Below are 18447 nucleotides of genomic sequence, written 5' to 3'. Positions count from 1 at the left end.
CTGTAGACTAAAAGTTTCCACTGTAGTATACTTATTACGAAAAAATTTTTCTTAGGAGATGTATCATGAACGAAAGTCAGATAAAAGAGTTAAAAAAGTACTCCACAATATTGAGGAAACATATAATTGAGCAAGTATATAATGCCCAATCAGGTCATCCAGGTGGATCACTTTCTTGTACAGATATAATTACTGTATTGTATTTTAACGAGATGAGGCTAGACTCAAAGAACCCGCACTGGGAAGATAGGGATAGATTTGTTTTGTCAAAAGGACATTGTTCTCCTGCTTTGTACGCAGCACTAGCTGAGAAAGGATTTTTTCCAAAAGAAGAACTGGTAAAATTCAGGAGTGTGGACAGCTTTCTTGAGGGACATCCCAGCATGAGGTACGTACCTGGAGTTGATATGTCGACAGGTTCCCTGGGTCAGGGTATATCTGCCGCTGTTGGAATGGCTATTGCGGGAAAAATTGACAATAAGGACTATAATGTATATGCTTTGCTAGGTGACGGTGAAATTCAGGAAGGACAAGTTTGGGAAGCATTAATGGCAGCAGCTCATTATAAGCTTGATAATCTTATAGCTTTTCTGGATCACAACCATTTACAGATAGACGGAAATATTAGCGAAGTAATGTCTCCTGAACCTGTTGAGGAGAAGTTTAAAGCCTTTGGCTGGAAAGTAATTATGATAAACGGGCATGACCATTTGCAAATTATTGAGGCAATAAATGAAGCTAAGAAGTCTAAGGACAAGCCTACTATGATCGTTGCTGAGACTATTAAGGGCAAGGGCGTTTCATTTATGGAAAATCAAGCTGGATGGCATGGCGTAGCTCCTAACAAGGAGCAGGCAGAAAAGGCTATAGCTGAACTGGATGCAGTTTTGGCTGGAATGGAGGTATGATTTAGAATGCAAAAAAGTATAGCGACAAGAGAAGCATATGGAAATGCTCTAGCTGAGATAGGTGCAGATACAAGAATTGTGGTAATGGATGCTGACCTTTCAAAGTCTACAAAGACTGAAGTATTCAAGAAAAAATATCCTGAAAGATTTTTTAATATGGGAATCGCTGAGGCAAACATGATGTCGGCAGCTGCGGGACTTGCTTCCTGTGGTAAGGTGGTTTTTGCCAGCACCTTTGCAATGTTTGCTACAGGAAGAGCTTTTGAACAGGTAAGAAACTCAATATGTTATCCAGCATTAAATGTGAAGATAGGAGGTTCTCATGCAGGACTGACTGTTGGAGAGGACGGTGCCTCCCATCAGGTTATTGAAGATATTGCATTGATGAGATCCATTCCTAATATGACTGTTATCAGTCCGGCTGATGCAGTAGAGGCAAGACATGCGACCATCGCTGCGGCTATGTTTGAAGGACCTGTGTATTTAAGGCTTTCACGTCTTGCTGTTCCTGTATTATTTGATGAAAATACCTATAAGTTTGAATTGGGAAAAGGTGTTACTATTTCAGAAGGTACAGATGTGACAATAATTGCTACAGGATACATGGTGGGAAAAGCTGTTGAAGCTGGTGAGATACTTAAGAGCCAGGGAATCAGTGCCAGAGTAGTAAATATTCATACTATAAAGCCAATTGACAAAGATATTATCGTTAGAGCAGCTAAGGAAACCGGTGCCATTGTGACATGTGAAGAACACACTGTAATGGGTGGGTTCGGAAGCGCGGTAGCAGAAGTGCTGGTTGAAAATTATCCTGTACCGGTTAAGATGGTAGGGGTTCAGGACAAATTTGGTAAATCAGGCAAACCGGATGAATTAATTAAACTGTATGGCCTGACAGCTGAAAATATTGTAAATAAAGCAAAAGAAGCAATTGCTATGAAAAAAGTATAGGTTTTACTCTTAAAATTCCGGGGGGCGCGCAGCTCCCCTTTGTTTTTGTGTTGAAGTGAATAGTCATTTATACAAATATTATACTTTAAACCTATAGCCGATTCCCCAAATAGTTTCAATGTATTGAGGTTTTGAATTGTCGAGCTCAATTTTTTCCCGGACCTTCTTAATGTGAACTGTGACAGTGGAAATGTCCCCGCAGGCATCCATTCCCCAGATGTTATCAAACAATTCCTCACGAGAAAAAACCCTGTTGGGGTTTTCGGCCATGAATAATAGAAGATCAAACTCTTTACCTGTAAGAGTAATCTCCTGGTTTTCAAGCCAGACTCTGCGGGAATCTTTATCTATAATAAGGTTTCTAATGTTAACTGTTTCCGTTTTCTTTTCTTTGCTTCCTATAAGTCTCTCATAACGGGATATATGTGCTGTAACTCTAGCTACAAGTTCGCTCGGGCTGAAGGGCTTTGTTATGTAGTCATCAGCGCCAAGTCCAAGTCCTCTTATTTTGTCAATGTCTTCTTTACGGGCTGATACCATAAGAATAGGTATATTCTTAGATTCCCTGATCTTCCGGCATATTTCGAAACCGTCAATATTGGGAAGCATTAGGTCTAGAATTATTAAGTTGAAGTCTTCCTTTAATGATCTGGAAAGCCCTTTATCTCCTGTCTTTTCTATTTCAACGTCATATCCGCTGATCTCAAGATAATCTCTTTGGAGTTCAGCTATTGTGACCTCATCTTCAACTATCAGTATCCGTTTTTTCATTACCTGTACCTACCTTTTCCAATTGAAAGTATATACTTGTTCCATTTCCAAATTCGCTCTCAGCCCAGATCCTACCTCCGTGCTCTTCTATTATCTGACTTGCAATTGCAAGTCCAAGGCCGCTTCCGCCTTTAGTTGTATTTCTTGAAGGATCTGCCCTGTAGAATCTGTTAAATATGTTTGGCAGATGTTCTTTTTTAATTCCTTCACCATTGTCGTGTATACCGATCAAAACCTTATCTTGTCTATCCTGTACATCTATCTTTATTTGACTGTTTTCATTATTCATATATTTTATAGAATTTTCAAATATATTTGCTATAACCCTTTTAAGTTTTTCTGAGTCGGCTTTTACCAGTGTATCGCCTGATAAATTGTAGCAGCTTGTAATGGTTATTCCAAGTTTATCTAGTTCTATCTGGTATTCATCAATCATATCTTCAATGAAGATTTTTAGATTAACCTTGGAAAAGTTAAAGGGCACCTTTTTTAAAGTCTGATTGGAATAAAAGGTCAGATCATTTATAAGTCTGTCCATATCAATAACTTTTTTGTAGATAATATCCATATATCTTGCGGTTTTCTCGGGAGTATCGGCAACACCATCCTTTAAACCGTCGATATGGCCTTTAATAGAGGTTAGTGGTGTTTTTAAATCATGAGAGATGCTTGCTATAAATTCATTACGCTCTTCATCATATTTTAGCTGCTGCTCGAGTGCGCTTTTAAGCCTGTATCTCATCTCTTCAAAGGCATGGCAGACTTCTCCGACTTCATCCTTGGATTTTTCATCTATAACAAAGGATAGATTGCCGTCTTTTATCTGTTCAGCACCATATTTAAGCTTTTTCAGGGGTTTAATAATGCTCCGTGATACAATAAATGTAAGAACTCCATTAGTAAGCAGCACGATTATCAAAAACCAGCTTACAAAGTTTGATACAAACCCATGAAAGAAATTTTCAAAGGGTTTTGTATTAAAGAAAATATAAATTGTGCAATCTTTTCCATCCGATAATTTGAATTTGTGGTTGAAGTAATCCATTTCATCAAACGTATGATCCGATTCATCAGAAGATTGTTTATTAGCTGCAATTAATGACAAGTGGTTTTCAAACTTTTGCCGGGCTATTTTGTCAGACAGGTAGTAGATTTTATCTTCAATTGTAAAGCCCAGATATCCATTAAGTGCTCTCAATTTTGTATCAATATTCTGAAGATATTGCAAACTCTTAAATTTATCTGGATTGTTTAAAGCATCATTTGATATAGTTATAAATTCCTTAAATGTATTCTGGACAACCTCATCGGATATTTCTTTAGAACTATCATGTCCAAAGCCGGCCTTGTCAAAGTTTGTGCCAATTAAAATAATTGCCAGCACTACTGATGATACTAATGGGATTACTATCATCAAAACATTTGATAGTATCAATTTAAATCGGATAGACATTTGTAAAAGCCCCCTTGGCTAGTACTCTTTAACATTACTATTTTTCTAACCTTTCATACCATTAAAAATACACTTCATCTGTTCTAAGCCACGTACGCCTTATAAAAAATCACCTTACCGGGCACTAGCTTATGTCTTTTTGCGTAAAAAGGTACGTTCCTGCAAACATAAATATTATACCATATGCAAGAATATATAATAACTGATTTAGGATGATAGAAAGATTAAAATCGGTATAAAAGTTTTGATACCATGTAAGGTATGTTGTTGGCATAAACGGTATTATTTCCGGGAAAATAAGCGAAGCTGCTGACATAAAGATTGAGGCCAATATCATAATTACAACCGTCAGACTGCCGCTTTTTGTGAATTGAGCTGCAAAGGCAGTAATTATAGCTACGAGCAGCATGGGGATAACTGCAGATACATATGCTATAAAATTAGATGGAAGTTTTGATAAGCATGTACTTAAATTACCTCCAAATAGGCTGGCAATTAAGGAGATTAGGAAAGTACCCAGCAAGAGAAACAGGATGCTTATTCCAATTGCTAAAATTTTAGAAATATAAAGTTTATTACGTGTAATTGGCCTTACCAATGACATAACAATTGAATTGTCGGAAAATTCTCCGGAAAACAGATCACTTGTGAGCATAAGTATAAATAGCGGTAGAAGTAATGATGACATAAAGTTTAGTACAGTGACTGGAAGGTTTGCATTATTTAGCAACGGAGCACCAAAGTTTCTGGATGATAACAAATTGATGGTTGAAGCTGCCACTGTTACAAGCAATGAGATTGAAAATAGAAAGATAAACTTCTTTTTTGAAAATATTTTAGAGGTTTCATTCTTTGTTCCTATTATAATTGAATTCATTTCCATCAGCCTCCTTATTTAAATTCGTCTTTTCGATAAAATAGTCTTCGAGTGAAATGCCTTCAGCTTTAACGTTTTTAACTCTGCATGTGTCAACTATTTTTCCATCCTGTATTATTAGGATTTTATCACACAGCATTTCTATTTCATAAATCTGATGACTTGAGATCAAGAAACTTATCATAAACTCTTTTGCAAGGTCTGAAATAATTTTCCTTAATTCCTTTGATCCTTCTATGTCAAGCCCATTGGCAGGTTCGTCCAGTATTACCAGTCTTGGCTTCTGATAAATAGCCATTGCTATTGCCAGTCTTTGCTTCATCCCAAGCGAAAAATTCTTGACTTTATCATTTTTATACTTTGAAAGACCTACTATTTGAAGTACTTCATCAATTCTTGATGTATCAATATTGCTATAGTAATTTGATATAAGTTTAAGATTGTTATAGCAACTCATATTTCCAATGGCTGATGGAGTTTCAATCAGACAGCCTACATTTACTATTGCCTCTTCAAATTTATCGGAAATATTGATGCCGCAGATTTTTATATTTCCATTGTCAATCTTCAGCAGTCCTGTTATGGATTTCATAATTGTTGTCTTGCCAGACCCGTTAGGACCAAGAAGCCCGATGATTTCACCCTGATTTATGTCAAAATTTATATCACAGACGCCTCTGCCGTTTTTATAAATTTTTTTAAGATCCGTTACTTCCAGTATTTTTTCCATTCTAATTCACTCCTTCGAAATGATGCAATCAGCTGTACCTAATTCTTCAAAAAGTCTGTTTGGGAAAACAAACTTTTTGAAAGAATTATGTAAGCTTTTCTATTCTTAGTCTTGATCAAAATCTTTGTCGGATATTTCCCTTACTTCTTTACCACTTAAGTCTACTGTGTCTACAGAAGTTGAATTAATTCCACCTACATCCACACTTAACTTAAGTTCTTGATTGTGAACCTTGTTTTGAGCGTCGTTTCCAGTAATATCAAAAACTAAATCCATTTCTTTTACGATGTTGTTTTTATCAACTACTATTTCAACATTGATTTTATCAGCCTCTATGTTGGTGAGTTCAGGTAAATCTAACTTCAAGGGGTCTACGCCAATGATGTCTTTTATTTTAGCTTCTGTCTTACATTCCTTATCATCTTCTCCATCATCTGCATTGAGTGCCAGATTAACTAAAGCAGGGATTTCACTTTTGTCGAGATCAATGCTGATCTGTTTTTCCTCATTGTCAAGTTTCTTTAGGTCTACCTTCTTTTTAAGGTCCCCAACTAAAGTATCCAGAATGTTTTCACAGAGTGCTTCAACTCGGGGATTATCGTGTTCCTCATCCTCTTTATCTGACTCGTCATCGGTGAAGTTTATTTTGTTATACACATTCGACGCATCATCCTTGAAAATTATGCTGTTTTCGCCCTCGAAGAAGCTATAACTTTTGTTAACATCATTGCTGTCAAGGGAAATAGCTCCACTTATTAACTCATCCTTTTCAAGCTTTAGAGTGGAATTTACATTGGTGAATTTTTTGTTGCTGTCTGCAATGGAGCCAGAGATATTAAATGTTGCATTTTTGATTGTCCTTGAACTTTTTACAGCAGCTTTCAAGGTTTCATAACCGGTAGGGCCGGCTGCCATACCCATAACTGTAGAGGTTACTAAAAGTGATCCTCCAACTGTTAAACCAATACATGTTCTTAATAAATTTTTATTCATTTTTATTGCCTCCTTTAAGTTTAAATTTTCTTGCTACATATTTATATTACCCCTCGAAAATTAAACAGCCGTGAAAGAAACATTAAAATAAAATGAAAAAATATTAAAAAACTATAAACTTAAGAAAAAATTTTTAAATGCTCATTAAGGCATCTTGTAAAATAAGAAATTTGACCACTTGAATAATAAACCAAACCCATGTATAATAGTTTAGTAAACGCGCGTTCATGGGGGTGAATATGAAGAGTGAGGATATAGCTCGGCTGGCAGGAGTGTCCAGGAGTACGGTGTCGAGGGTTATCAACAAGTATCCTAATGTTCCTGAAGAAACCCGGGCAAAGGTTCTGAAAATAATTGAAGAGCATAACTATGAACCTAACACATCCGCACAAATACTTGCAGGCAAATCCAACAACACTATAGGATTATTCGTAATAAGTGTATCTGAAAACGATGGACCAAGTAAAATTTATCAAAGCGCATATTATTCGACCTTTATCAATACAGTTGTTGACACAGCAAACACAATAGGCTACTACGTTTTAGTTCACACCATATATTCGGACAAGGATTACTCAAAAATCAGCCAGTCCTTTATGCAAAAAAGGATCAGCGGTGGAATTCTGGTAGGAAATGAAAAGGACTTAAATACAATCAGGAATATAGCCAGAATGGGTTATCCTATAGGGATCGTAGATTATGACATCGAGGAAATAGAAAAAAACAAGCTGAATAATTCCGGTTTGATTGTCGTCAATTCTTCCGATTTTGAAGGAACTGTTGAGGCGTTGAACCACTTAATTAAGTTGGGACACAGGGATATTGGAATTATTACAGGCCGAATGGGCACATATTCTGGAAAAGAACGTTACAGAGCATATGAATATGCCCTAAAAGAAAACGGTATAGAGGTAAAGCCTGAGTTTATATTAAAGGGCGAGTTTTTGAAAAAGAATACGTATGATGAGGTAAAAAAACTTATCGATTCTAAGAGACTTCCCACTGCTTTGTTTGCATGTAATGATGATATGGCCATCGCTGCTATTGAAGTATTCATGAATGAAGGAATAAGAGTACCTGAGGATATATCTGTTATTGGATTTGACGATATACCAATGGCTTCACATGTAAAACCTGCGCTTTCAACAGTAAATATACCGGTTTATAATATGGTTACTCAGGTTACTGAAGCGCTTATAAACAGTATAGAACAGGGCTCAAAAACTTTTTGCTCCTATACGTATCCCACTAAATTCGTTGAAAGGGATACATGCTCTGCAAAAAATTGAAGATAATAAATATTGTTTCAATACCGAGAATCAGTTAGAACGGGAAATAGTAAGTAGATTTCAGCTAATGCTGCTAAAATATTAATTATAAAATACAAGGAGGCTATAAAATGAAATTTGGTTTTTTTGATGATTTAAACAAAGAGTATGTAATCACATCCCCAACTACTCCATATCCATGGATAAACTACCTAGGAACACAGGAGTTCTTCTCCCTTATCTCAAATACAGCAGGAGGATATACATTCTATAGAGATGCAAAGCTAAGACGTTTAACAAGATACAGATACAACAATGTGCCGATAGATATGGGCGGACGCTATTTCTACATATATGACAATGGCGATTTCTGGTCACCAGGATGGGCACCTGTTAAGAAGGAGCTTGAAAGCTACGAGTGCAGACACGGTCTTGGATATACAAGAATCACAGGTAAGAGAAACGGCATAAGCACTGAAGTTACTTTCTTTGTTCCACAGAATTACAACGGTGAAGTTCAAAAGGTTGTAATTAAGAATGAGGGAACTGCAACAAAGAAGATAACTCTCTTCTCATTCCAAGAATGGTGCTTGTGGAATGCTCAAGATGACACGACAAACTTCCAGAGAAACTTCAGCACTGGAGAAGTTGAAATCGAAGGATCAGTTATATACCATAAAACAGAGTACAAAGAACGTAGAAATCACTACGCATTCTATTCAGTAAATGAACCTATTACAGGGTTTGACAGTGACAGAGACAGCTTTATCGGACTTTATAATGGATTTGAAGCACCTAAAGCAGTAGTTGCCGGCAAATCGAATAATTCAGTTGCAGATGGTTGGTCACCTGTAGCATCACACTCTTTAGATATCGAATTAAAAGCTGGAGAAAAGAAAGAACTCGTATTCATATTGGGTTATGTTGAAAATAAAGAAGAAGAAAAATGGGAATCAAAAGGCGTTATAAACAAGAAGAAAGCTAAGGAAATGATTGCTCAATTTAAGACTTCCGCTGATGTGGACAAGGCATTTGATCAGCTTAAAGAATACTGGAATTCTCTGCTTTCACAATATACAATAAAGAGCCATGACGAAAAACTTGATCGTATGGTAAACATCTGGAACCAGTATCAGTGTATGGTTACTTTCAATATGTCAAGAAGTGCATCATACTTTGAATCAGGTATCGGAAGAGGTATGGGCTTCAGAGATTCAAACCAGGACTTGTTAGGTTTTGTTCACCAAATTCCTGAAAGAGCAAAGGAAAGACTTTTGGATATTGCTGCTACACAGCTTGAAGATGGCGGTGCATACCACCAGTACCAACCACTTACTAAAAAAGGTAATAATGAAATCGGCGGAAACTTCAATGACGATCCATTGTGGCTTATTATGGCTGCTGCTGCCTATATCAAGGAGACTGGTGACTTTAGCATATTAAAGGAACAAGTACCTTATGATAATGACATGAGTAAGGCAACTACATTCTTTGAACATTTAAAACGTTCATTCGATCATGTTACAAACAACCTTGGACCTCACGGTTTACCACTTATTGGAAGAGCAGACTGGAACGACTGTCTCAATCTGAACTGTTTCTCAAGTACTCCGGATGAATCCTTCCAGACTACTACAAGTAAAGATGGTAAAGTTGCAGAATCAGTTATGATTGCAGGTATGTTTGTATATACAGGCGCTGATTACGTAAAATTATGCGAATACATGGGTTTTGCAGATGAGGCTAAAAAAGCTCAGAAGCAGATTGAAGACATGAAAGCAACTGTTCTCAAGTATGGTTATGACGGAGAATGGTTCCTGAGAGCATATGATGACTTCGGCAAGAAAATTGGAAGCAATGAAAACGAAGAAGGTAAGATATTTATCGAATCACAGGGCTTCTGCGTAATGGCAGGTATAGGTCTTGAAGACGGAAAGGCATTAAAGGCGATGGATTCCGTTAAGAAGTACCTCGATACTCCTTACGGTATAGTTCTCAATAATCCTGCCTTTACAAAATACTATATAGAGTACGGCGAAATTTCAACATATCCTGCAGGATATAAGGAAAACGCAGGTATCTTCTGCCACAACAATGCATGGATAATGTGTGCTGAAACAGTTGTTGGAAGAGGAGACATGGCATTTGAATACTATTCAAAGATAGCTCCTGCTTACACAGAAGATATAAGTGATGTTCACAAAACAGAACCTTATGTATATGCACAGATGATAGGCGGTAAGGATGCAAGACGTAAGGGAGAAGCTAAGAATTCATGGCTTACTGGAACAGCAGCATGGAACTTTGTTGCAATTTCCCAGTGGATTTTAGGTATCAAGCCTGAATTTGAAGGATTGAGAATTGAACCATGTATTCCAAAAGCATGGGACGGATATTCAATTTCCAGATTGTACAGAGGAGCAACTTATGTTATAGACATCAAGAACCCTGATCATGTATCCACAGGCGTTAAGAAAATTGTTGTTGATGGCAAGGAAATTAACGGAATTATCGTTCCTGTATTTGGTGACGGTAAAGAGCATAAAGTAGAAGTTGTAATGGGATAAAAAACATATAGAAGTGTCTGATGCTTCGCGGTCTAGTGCTTTTTAGCATTACAGATTCTAATTATTCATAATGCTAAAAATGCACTTCCGCTGTTTGTGCCTTGCATACTCTAAGGAATTATTCTTTTGCAAGGCACATGGCATTTTTGGCACTTGTGGCTTAGAACATTCAAAGAATATTTAATTTATATAGGTAAGATTAAGGAGGTTTAACATGTTTGAAAAATTAGTTGCAAGGGAAGTTAAGTTGACTCCCGAGTCAGTTTTAAGAAATAGCTTTAAGAGCTTAAATGAAAATGTAAAAGTAGATGCAATGTTTGCAGATACAACTTTTAAGAGCGTGATAGGAGTATCAGGGCTACCTTTTAAAGTGCCTGCTGTATTACAACTTTTAAAGAACAGAGATGTATCTGAATACCTACTTACACAGGTTTCCGGCGGTGCGTCCATAATGATCGAGCATGGAGGTAACGGCAGTGTTAATGTGTATAAGAGTAACAATGGAGAAGCTGAGAAGGTAGAAGTTCCAGGCAATATCAAAGCAGGAATTGAAGCTGTACTTTCTAATGTAAATGCCTGGGCAGGTCAATTAAATAAAGATGGTGAGCATGTTATAGATTTGCGCACTCCAGCTCCAGGACCTCACTTCTATGTAAACCTTCTTATGGGAAATAGAACAGGTTATGACCATGCTCTTCAAACAACTCCAAAGAGTGTTGTTGACAGACTTGGTAGAGGTGCATTCAGGTCTCATGCTGCAACTCAGGTACTTGCTACACGTTGGGATATGAGACAGGAAGAGGGAGGTTTCCCTGCAAACCGTCAGTTCTATCTCGTTGAAGGCTTTAAAAAGATTTTCTATTCAGCTGATCCTAATGACAGCAATATTGAATCTGCTATATGTACTCATTCGCAGAATAATACAGTTATTGAGTACAAGACAAAATGTGGACTCTCCATAAAGAGGACTATATTCATACTTCCTCAGATGGAAGGGCTTCCTTTGGCAACAGAAGTGCAGAAGATTGAAGTTAAGAATCTTTCAGACAAAGAAAGAAATATCAAACTCATATATACAGGTATGTTTGGAACTCCTGCAACACACGCTATATTTGAGGACGTACTTTATACAAACGTTATCATGCAATCATCCATATTAAGAAATGATGACGGTTCAATAATTGCTATTACTCCAGACTATTATCCGGAACCTTGGAGAGAAGATATGAGATTCCATACGATGATGGTCAGAAGCGATGACAGCGTTGAGTTCCCTAAGGAATTCTGTGCAAACTACAATGAATTCGTTGGAAATGGTACTTTGGAAAATCCTGAAAATATCAGCAAGCTTAGCAACTACTTCTACCGTAAAGGACCTGGTTTCTTTGCATTAGGGGCTGAGGCTAAGATTGGTGCAAACAAGACTGTTGTATTTGACAATTTCACAGGCCTTTCCTCAAATAAGGTTAACCCTTCATTTAATGAAGAAGTATTTAAGAAAGAAGTTTCAAATCTTGTTGATAAGTTCTCAAAAGCTGGAGAAGTTGAAAAGGCACTTGAACAGGTTATCAAGTTCTCAGAAAAGTACTCAAGCTTTATGCAGCTTAAGACTGAAGATGAAGAGTTCAATACATATTTCAATAAAAACCTTCCTTTTCAGGTTCTTTATCAGACATTTGTATCAAGATCTTTCTGTCAGACTCAGAAAGGATACAGGGAATTAGGTTTTAGAGAAATACAGGATATATATGCTTCTATGTACTATTTTGCGAGTATGGGAGAAGGCGATTTTGTAAAGCAACTCCTCAAAGAATGGTGCTCAATGATATTTGAATTCGGTTATGCTTACCATAACTTCTTCTGGACAGGTAAGGAAGCCGGCAAATGGTCTGATGATGCTCTTTGGTTTGTTCAAGCAGTTTACCGTTATATCAGCTTGACAGGGGATATCAAATTCCTTGATGAAGAAGTTGAAGTAGCAGGTAGTAAGCCTGTAAGTAAGAGACCTGTTTATGAAACTATTAAAGCACTTTTAAGATACTCAGCGCAGATTTCAGTTGGAAAGCATGGAATGCCGCTTCTTGATAATGCTGACTGGAATGACTGCTTGAAGCTTGATAACGATTTCATTGATGGAATCACAAAGGAAAAGCTTTATAAAGAGCAGATCGCTAAAGGCGGCAAGATGGGCGATCCTTTCGAAAGCGATTATTCCGAAAGTGTTATGAATGCCTTCTTGTTGAAGGTTGCTATAGATGAAATGATACAGCTTTCAAGCGAAAAAGGTGATGCACAGTATAAGGCACAGCTTGAAGATATGTCCAAGAAGTTATTTGACAATATACAGGAATATGCATGGAAGGAAGACTTCTTTGCAAGGGTATTGTTCAACAAGTTTAAGGATGGCAAATTTACTTACCTTGGAGCTAAGGGAGATAATTTATCAGCAGATCCTGAAATTGATGGTTCATACTTCTTAAATTCCTTCAGTTGGGCAGTACTTGGTGATTGTGCAAGTGAAGAACAGATGGCAATTATGCTTGATGTAATAGAGAAGTATCTTAAGACTCCTTACGGTATCAAACTTGTTACACCTACAGACCTTGGCAAGGTTGCAAATGATACAGCTACAGGACACTATTTCCCTGGTGATAGAGAAAACGGCGGAGTATTCAAGCATGCTACAATGATGGCTACAGCCGCTATGTTTAAGGCTGCTAAAACAGTTAAAAACAAAGAACTTGCTGCAAGACTTGCAAACATGGGATACTGGATGATTGACCTTGTTGCACCGTTCAGAACTATGGTAAATCCATTTGAAAAGGCTGGAAATCCAAGGTTCTGTACACAGTACAACAACAGTGACAATGGAGAAAACATCGGACCTATGTTGAGCGGAACTTCAACATGGCTCACATTAACATTAATGAGTGCATTCGGAGTTGAATACACAACAAAAGGTTTGGTACTTGACCCGGTAATCAGAGAAGAACAGAAGACTACTTCTTACAGCATAAATACAGGTAAGGCAGTTTACAATATTACAATAAAGAAACCTGAAGGATTCTACCGCAGTGCGGATGGAAATGCAAAGATTTCTGTTGACGGAAAAGGTATCGATGGTAACCTTATTCCTCTATTCAGTGACAATAAGGAACATAATGTAGAAATAATATTTGCGTAATTTAAATAAAAAGGCACATCCGGGAATTTGGAGATGTGCCTTTTTTTATTTAAATTTAGTCAAAAATTAAGAGGCTTTAAATGCCCCAAATTGGTTGATAATGGCTGACTATTATACCTCAATCAATCCAAACTTTCTAACCAGCCAAATACAAAACTCCTGCTTTTTGCTGGTGGGTTTTTCTAACGGAACAATTATTCCGTTAAGAACTCTATAACATAATTCCGCTGAAACAAAGTGTGTTGTCCCCGTAGATTCAAATTCGATTCTGAAAACTTGATTGCCATTTTTCATCTGTGAATCTATAACTGTTGCTTTTCGATATACATCTCTAGCTGCAGGTGCAAAGATTGTATCACCTGGAACTATCTGTACTTTATATGGGCGTTTCTTGCTTTTTCTTTTGAACATTATAATTCCCCCTCTTCTTGTTGATATTGTACTGTATTTGTATTACTATATTCAAGATAATTTATAGTAATTATCGTATAAAATATTCATAATATTAACAGTAGTTTTAGTGAACTTCAATAATGTGCTAGAAACTGTATAAGAATAACATTTAGAAGGATTATATGTGCTACTTAATATCCAAATTTAAATTCAATAAATATCAATAAAATCAAGTTTTATTTCTCGAATATTTCCTAGAATGTAATTATTGTTTTGCCATTTTATTTTTTTGTTAACAATACTCTGGAATTAAAAATATGACTTTGTTTTACAAATATATTTGTTTACAGAACACTTTTGAGATATATTCTACAATAAAAAGTAAAATCCTTTAAAATTTGCAACAATGTTTTGATAATTGTTAAATTAATTAAAAGAACTTGACTGTTTTTACGATGGGACCTTTGCAAAGAGGCACTTATTAGGTCATTGTAGGTCATAATAGATTTTTCGAATTTCCAATTATATTATAGAAAGATTATGTCGATATTTAAGTACGTAGTAATATATGGTAAGATGGTGAACGTAGGGTATTGTTTTGTGTTTTTTTACTAGTAACTATTATAAACATTTCATTAATATAAAAGCATATCAAGTAGTAGCAATTGGCAGGAAAATTGATTTTCTTAGAAATTTAGATTAAAAACCAGGGAGGATTTTATTATGAAGAAAATAGCATTTATTCTAACGATTATTTTATGTCTGTCAATAATGGCAACATTTGCAGTATCATTGGAGCTACCCCTTCGTGTAGTGGTAGATGGTAATAAACTTAGCTTTCCTGATGCGCAGCCTTTTATAGATTCAAACGGAAGAACTCAAACACCGGCAAGGTTTATAGGTGAGGCACTAGGCGCATCAGTAACCTGGGATGCTGCTTCAAAGAAAGCGACTTTTGTTATGGATAGTAAAAAGCTTGTGCTGTACATAGGCAAGAAAGAATATGAACTTGATGGAAGGAAGCTGCAAATGGATACTGCCGCACTTCTTGTAGAGAATAGAACGTTCGTACCCGCAAGATACGTGGCAGAAGCTTTTGGTGCGACAGTAACCTGGGACAATGTTATTAAAACAGTGTATATTTATACTGACGGGAGAGTAGTACCTACGCCGCAGGCAACGAAGGATCCTGTTTATGGGTGGATAAAGGTTGATACTGATAGACAAGATGTAGAGTATGGCATATCCATTACATTTACTTCAGATTCTAAGATACTGGAAGAAAGATATGATGCAGCAGAAAAGATGTTTGCAGATGCATATGGGGAAGATATAGCAAAAGATGTTTTTCAATATTTAAGACAAAAGAAGACAGTCAACGATGAATTAACGCTTAAAACGTATAATTTGGGTAAAAAGACTGTAACTGCAGAGGCCGCTGGATTTAGCATATTGCTAAAAGTCTGGAAAGAGGGTGTAGTGTTTTAATGAAAAAAGTTCTTATATTTATTTTTGTATCTATATTGTTAGCTCAAAATTTTAATATAAAAGCAGCTGATGAAGGCCTAGCACCTACAGAACTTGTTAAATTAGCTAATAAAGAAATTATAGATATGGGAATTTTATCTGATGAGTATTTTAGATTAGCCAACATTGATGGAAAACCTTTATCAGAAAATGAGCATTTAAAAGGAAATAGAAATTATATCGTATATGGTCAACCAAATGGAGATTTCAAAGAAAACAGATATCGCTACTTAGGATATACGAGGATGGGTGCACTTTTTACAAATTTTCTTTTTCCAAACGATATTACTTCAATAAAGGGATTATGGGATAGAAATTGGATTGAAGATCCTAAATATAATACATTAACCAAAAACCGAAATGAAGTCAAAGGTGAAGATACATTTGATAACAACCCAATTTACGAGGAAAGTATAAGATTAGGCCTAAAGTTGATTTCGAGAAAGAATTCTGATGGATCCTTGATGGACTTCCCTAATGACAAATTAAATGAAAGGCAATGGTACAAATATGTTCATATATATCAGCCCCCTACAAGTGTAAGTTGGGGCTGTGGAATTATGTTTCACAATCCATCGGGCAATCAGGTCAATTATTTAACAGTACCTTTGTCGCCGGATGGCCTAAAAGGTGATATTAATGCGCAATTTGAAGAAATTCCATCAAGTGCTATCGCTGGAGATACTGTATTAATAGGTATTGTAGTTAAATCAACTATAAATAGAGATCTTTCAAAAACTAATGGCAATGCACCATTATTTAAGTGGGAAATTACAGACAAAACCACAAATAAACCAATAACTTCAGTAACATATGCTGGTTATTCCGAAAAGGATACAGAGAATCTAGACCTGCCAACTAATTCAGAAAAAGTGTTATATGCAGCATTTGCAATGCCGGAAAGCGATGTGAACATAAAGTTTGAGATAAATAAAGACGGACTGAATCCGGCAGAAACTGTCCTTGACAATAATAGCCTTAATGCAGTTATAACACCTGTGATACCGATAAACACAACAGGAAAATTCGACCTTGACTATAATGTTATAAGTAAAAAGGTTGCATTTCCTCTGGCTAATGGTAAAGATATTACAGCGAAATTGGCTGCTCCAAAAGGAAGTATGACAGGAAAAGCATGGGGTAAATTGATTGTAGATAATGAGACACCTAAATTGTTCCACGGATACGCAGGCGAAGAAATAGAAGTGGATGAACCGGCAGGTACGATAATTAAACATCCTCAAATAAGTTCAACAATTTACAGGAAAGATGCTACATATGATACAACTACCGGACTTTATGACAATCCAATAGAGGGTAAATATCTGAAAGGGCCGGACTCAAAGACGATAAGCGGAAAAATATCCTTTAGCGGTGATGCGTATGGAAATTACAAATATAGCTGCAACGGCTGTCAGACAAATGCTGATGGAAGTACTTATTGCAGTGGTCACACAGGTAGAACTTCTGCCCAATTTAACTCAGGTACTGATACAAGAATCATTACAACTCATATCTACAATGGCAAACCCATGATAACAGCAAAGACCTTTCAAAATAAGATTGACTATAATACATCAAATTACCTACAGAAAAATTTGTTCTGGGCAAGTGAACCATATAAATTCAATGTAATACGTTGGATGTGTCACCAGAATGAAGACAATTCTTTGTATGGATGGACGCCCGTACCGGGACAACATCAGAGAACTTTTACACAGCAAAATAGTGCAGTTCTCAACTGGTCAATTGGAAAAGATGTCAGCGGAACTTATAAAAAAGACAACAGCATGGCAGAAGAATACAAACAAGCCAGAGAAGCAGCCAGGGCACAAATTTACGAGGTTAGTAAATATGACAAAGCTGTATTTGCCACAGATATAGAATTTAAAAAGGTCGACTATCCGATTAGATCAGGGTATTACTTCAATCCAACGGGAACATATACATTCACGGTCGAAACGGTTACATACAAAACTACCGAAGCTGATACCAAAGATCATAGAGATCTTGTAAATGCGGTAATTAACTCCTTCCGCTATGAGTCTGATTTGATGTATATAAACAGCCGAAAAGAACCGGTAAATCTTCAAAATGAATTATTGTCAAAAAGCGGAAGTAGTTACAACAGACGTCCAGCAGCACTGACAGCCCAAGACCCGACTGGAGTTGATGGTTTAGTATTGCTTAATGTACTGGATAGGAACGATAATGAAGCACGATATAGCAAAAAGGTGGAGGAACTGAAACATTCCCAGCAAAGCAATGGGTACACTCACGAATATCTGAAAGCAATACTTGAAGGATATGAGGAGTCTGGGACAATTGGCAGCAAGGATATTTATAAATACAGGGAATACTTAAAGGATGGACAACACATATACAGGATAACCGAAAAGACGGCAGTCACGATTCAAATTAACCCGGAAAACAGAAAGGTGTATACTAATATAAACATGTCAGATGGAAAGTATACAGTTATGGCGTGGATAGATGATATTGAATTATCTGGTATTGGTAATGAATATAAGAAGCTTGGAACTTTAAAAGGTGTATACTCATTGGATAAAGTACAAGTGACTGTAAATGGTTCAATGTATGATGACCTGAACGGTACAATAGAGAACTAAAGGGCATGCGACATTTCGAATAAAATATGGAAAACGAGTATATCGTTAGATATTTGAAAAAAGCAAACTTTATGAAAAGAGTGGTAAAGGTAATATTTAATGTATTTTATTCCTCACAAAAACAGTTTAGGATTATTATAAAGTTAAAGGAAGTTAACTAAAAAGTTTACATTTTTAGCCCCCTTAAAATCCTAT

At 36.4% G+C, this 18447-nt stretch carries 13 protein-coding genes; 7 read left to right on the top strand and 6 right to left on the bottom strand.

Features of this window, described 5'->3' with window-relative positions:
* The first annotated feature begins 65 nt into the window (after positions 1-65).
* Both ACECE_RS0207065 and ACECE_RS0207060 read left to right on the top strand, forming a co-directional pair.
* A complete protein-coding gene (locus ACECE_RS0207065; RefSeq protein WP_010246019.1) occupies positions 66-908 on the top strand; it encodes a transketolase in 843 nt (280 codons plus the stop codon).
* A 6-nt stretch (positions 909-914) separates the two neighbouring features.
* A complete protein-coding gene (locus ACECE_RS0207060; protein ID WP_010246016.1) occupies positions 915-1859 on the top strand; it encodes a transketolase family protein in 945 nt (314 codons plus the stop codon).
* A 78-nt stretch (positions 1860-1937) separates the two neighbouring features.
* Here ACECE_RS0207060 and ACECE_RS0207055 read toward each other — a convergent pair whose 3' ends face one another.
* The 5 genes from ACECE_RS0207055 to ACECE_RS0207035 all read right to left on the bottom strand — a co-directional run bounded on the left by ACECE_RS0207055 (position 1938) and on the right by ACECE_RS0207035 (position 6683).
* Complete coding sequence (locus ACECE_RS0207055) at positions 1938-2630, bottom strand: response regulator transcription factor (RefSeq protein WP_010246013.1); 693 nt, start codon at positions 2628-2630, stop codon at positions 1938-1940.
* Positions 2605-4083: a sensor histidine kinase gene (locus tag ACECE_RS0207050; RefSeq protein WP_010246010.1), complete on the bottom strand. Its 1479-nt coding sequence runs from the start codon at positions 4081-4083 to the stop codon at positions 2605-2607. Before ACECE_RS0207050 ends, ACECE_RS0207055 begins: the two co-directional genes overlap by 26 nt.
* 124 nt (positions 4084-4207) lie before the next feature.
* Entirely contained in the window at positions 4208-4960 is a 753-nt protein-coding gene (locus tag ACECE_RS0207045) for an ABC transporter permease (protein ID WP_010246007.1), read from the bottom strand.
* Complete coding sequence (locus tag ACECE_RS0207040) at positions 4929-5690, bottom strand: ABC transporter ATP-binding protein (RefSeq protein WP_010246004.1); 762 nt, start codon at positions 5688-5690, stop codon at positions 4929-4931. The genes ACECE_RS0207045 and ACECE_RS0207040 overlap by 32 nt, the downstream gene beginning before the upstream one ends.
* A 105-nt stretch (positions 5691-5795) precedes the next feature.
* Positions 5796-6683 (bottom strand): hypothetical protein, encoded by an 888-nt coding sequence (locus ACECE_RS0207035; RefSeq protein WP_010246001.1) that lies wholly within the window; start codon positions 6681-6683, stop codon positions 5796-5798.
* A 239-nt stretch (positions 6684-6922) separates the two neighbouring features.
* Here ACECE_RS0207035 and ACECE_RS0207030 point away from each other — a divergent pair, with 239 nt between their 5' ends.
* The 3 genes from ACECE_RS0207030 to ACECE_RS0207020 all read left to right on the top strand — a co-directional run bounded on the left by ACECE_RS0207030 (position 6923) and on the right by ACECE_RS0207020 (position 13702).
* Positions 6923-7972 (top strand): LacI family DNA-binding transcriptional regulator, encoded by a 1050-nt coding sequence (locus tag ACECE_RS0207030; RefSeq protein ID WP_010245998.1) that lies wholly within the window; start codon positions 6923-6925, stop codon positions 7970-7972.
* Between the two features lie 110 nt (positions 7973-8082).
* Entirely contained in the window at positions 8083-10518 is a 2436-nt protein-coding gene (locus ACECE_RS0207025) for a GH36-type glycosyl hydrolase domain-containing protein (protein WP_010245996.1), read from the top strand.
* Positions 10519-10732: 214 nt separating this feature from the next.
* Positions 10733-13702, top strand: a complete 2970-nt coding sequence (locus ACECE_RS0207020) for a GH36-type glycosyl hydrolase domain-containing protein (RefSeq protein WP_010245992.1) — start codon at positions 10733-10735, stop codon at positions 13700-13702.
* Positions 13703-13813: 111 nt separating this feature from the next.
* Here ACECE_RS0207020 and ACECE_RS0207015 read toward each other — a convergent pair whose 3' ends face one another.
* Complete coding sequence (locus tag ACECE_RS0207015; protein ID WP_010245988.1) at positions 13814-14113, bottom strand: hypothetical protein; 300 nt, start codon at positions 14111-14113, stop codon at positions 13814-13816.
* A 705-nt stretch (positions 14114-14818) separates the two neighbouring features.
* Here ACECE_RS0207015 and ACECE_RS0207010 point away from each other — a divergent pair.
* Both ACECE_RS0207010 and ACECE_RS0207005 read left to right on the top strand, forming a co-directional pair.
* Positions 14819-15583 (top strand): copper amine oxidase N-terminal domain-containing protein, encoded by a 765-nt coding sequence (locus tag ACECE_RS0207010; RefSeq protein ID WP_010245985.1) that lies wholly within the window; start codon positions 14819-14821, stop codon positions 15581-15583.
* Positions 15583-18252, top strand: coding sequence for an Athe_2463 domain-containing protein (locus tag ACECE_RS0207005; RefSeq protein ID WP_010245981.1), 2670 nt, complete (start codon positions 15583-15585; stop codon positions 18250-18252). The genes ACECE_RS0207010 and ACECE_RS0207005 overlap by 1 nt, the downstream gene beginning before the upstream one ends.
* Positions 18253-18447 lie beyond the last annotated feature (195 nt).

It is taken from the genome of Acetivibrio cellulolyticus CD2 (assembly GCF_000179595.2).
In the GTDB taxonomy this organism is placed as follows: Bacteria; Bacillota; Clostridia; order Acetivibrionales; family Acetivibrionaceae; genus Acetivibrio; species Acetivibrio cellulolyticus.
The sequence above is the reverse complement of the archived record's forward strand: the minus strand, read 5'-3'. Positions and strand labels throughout refer to the sequence as shown.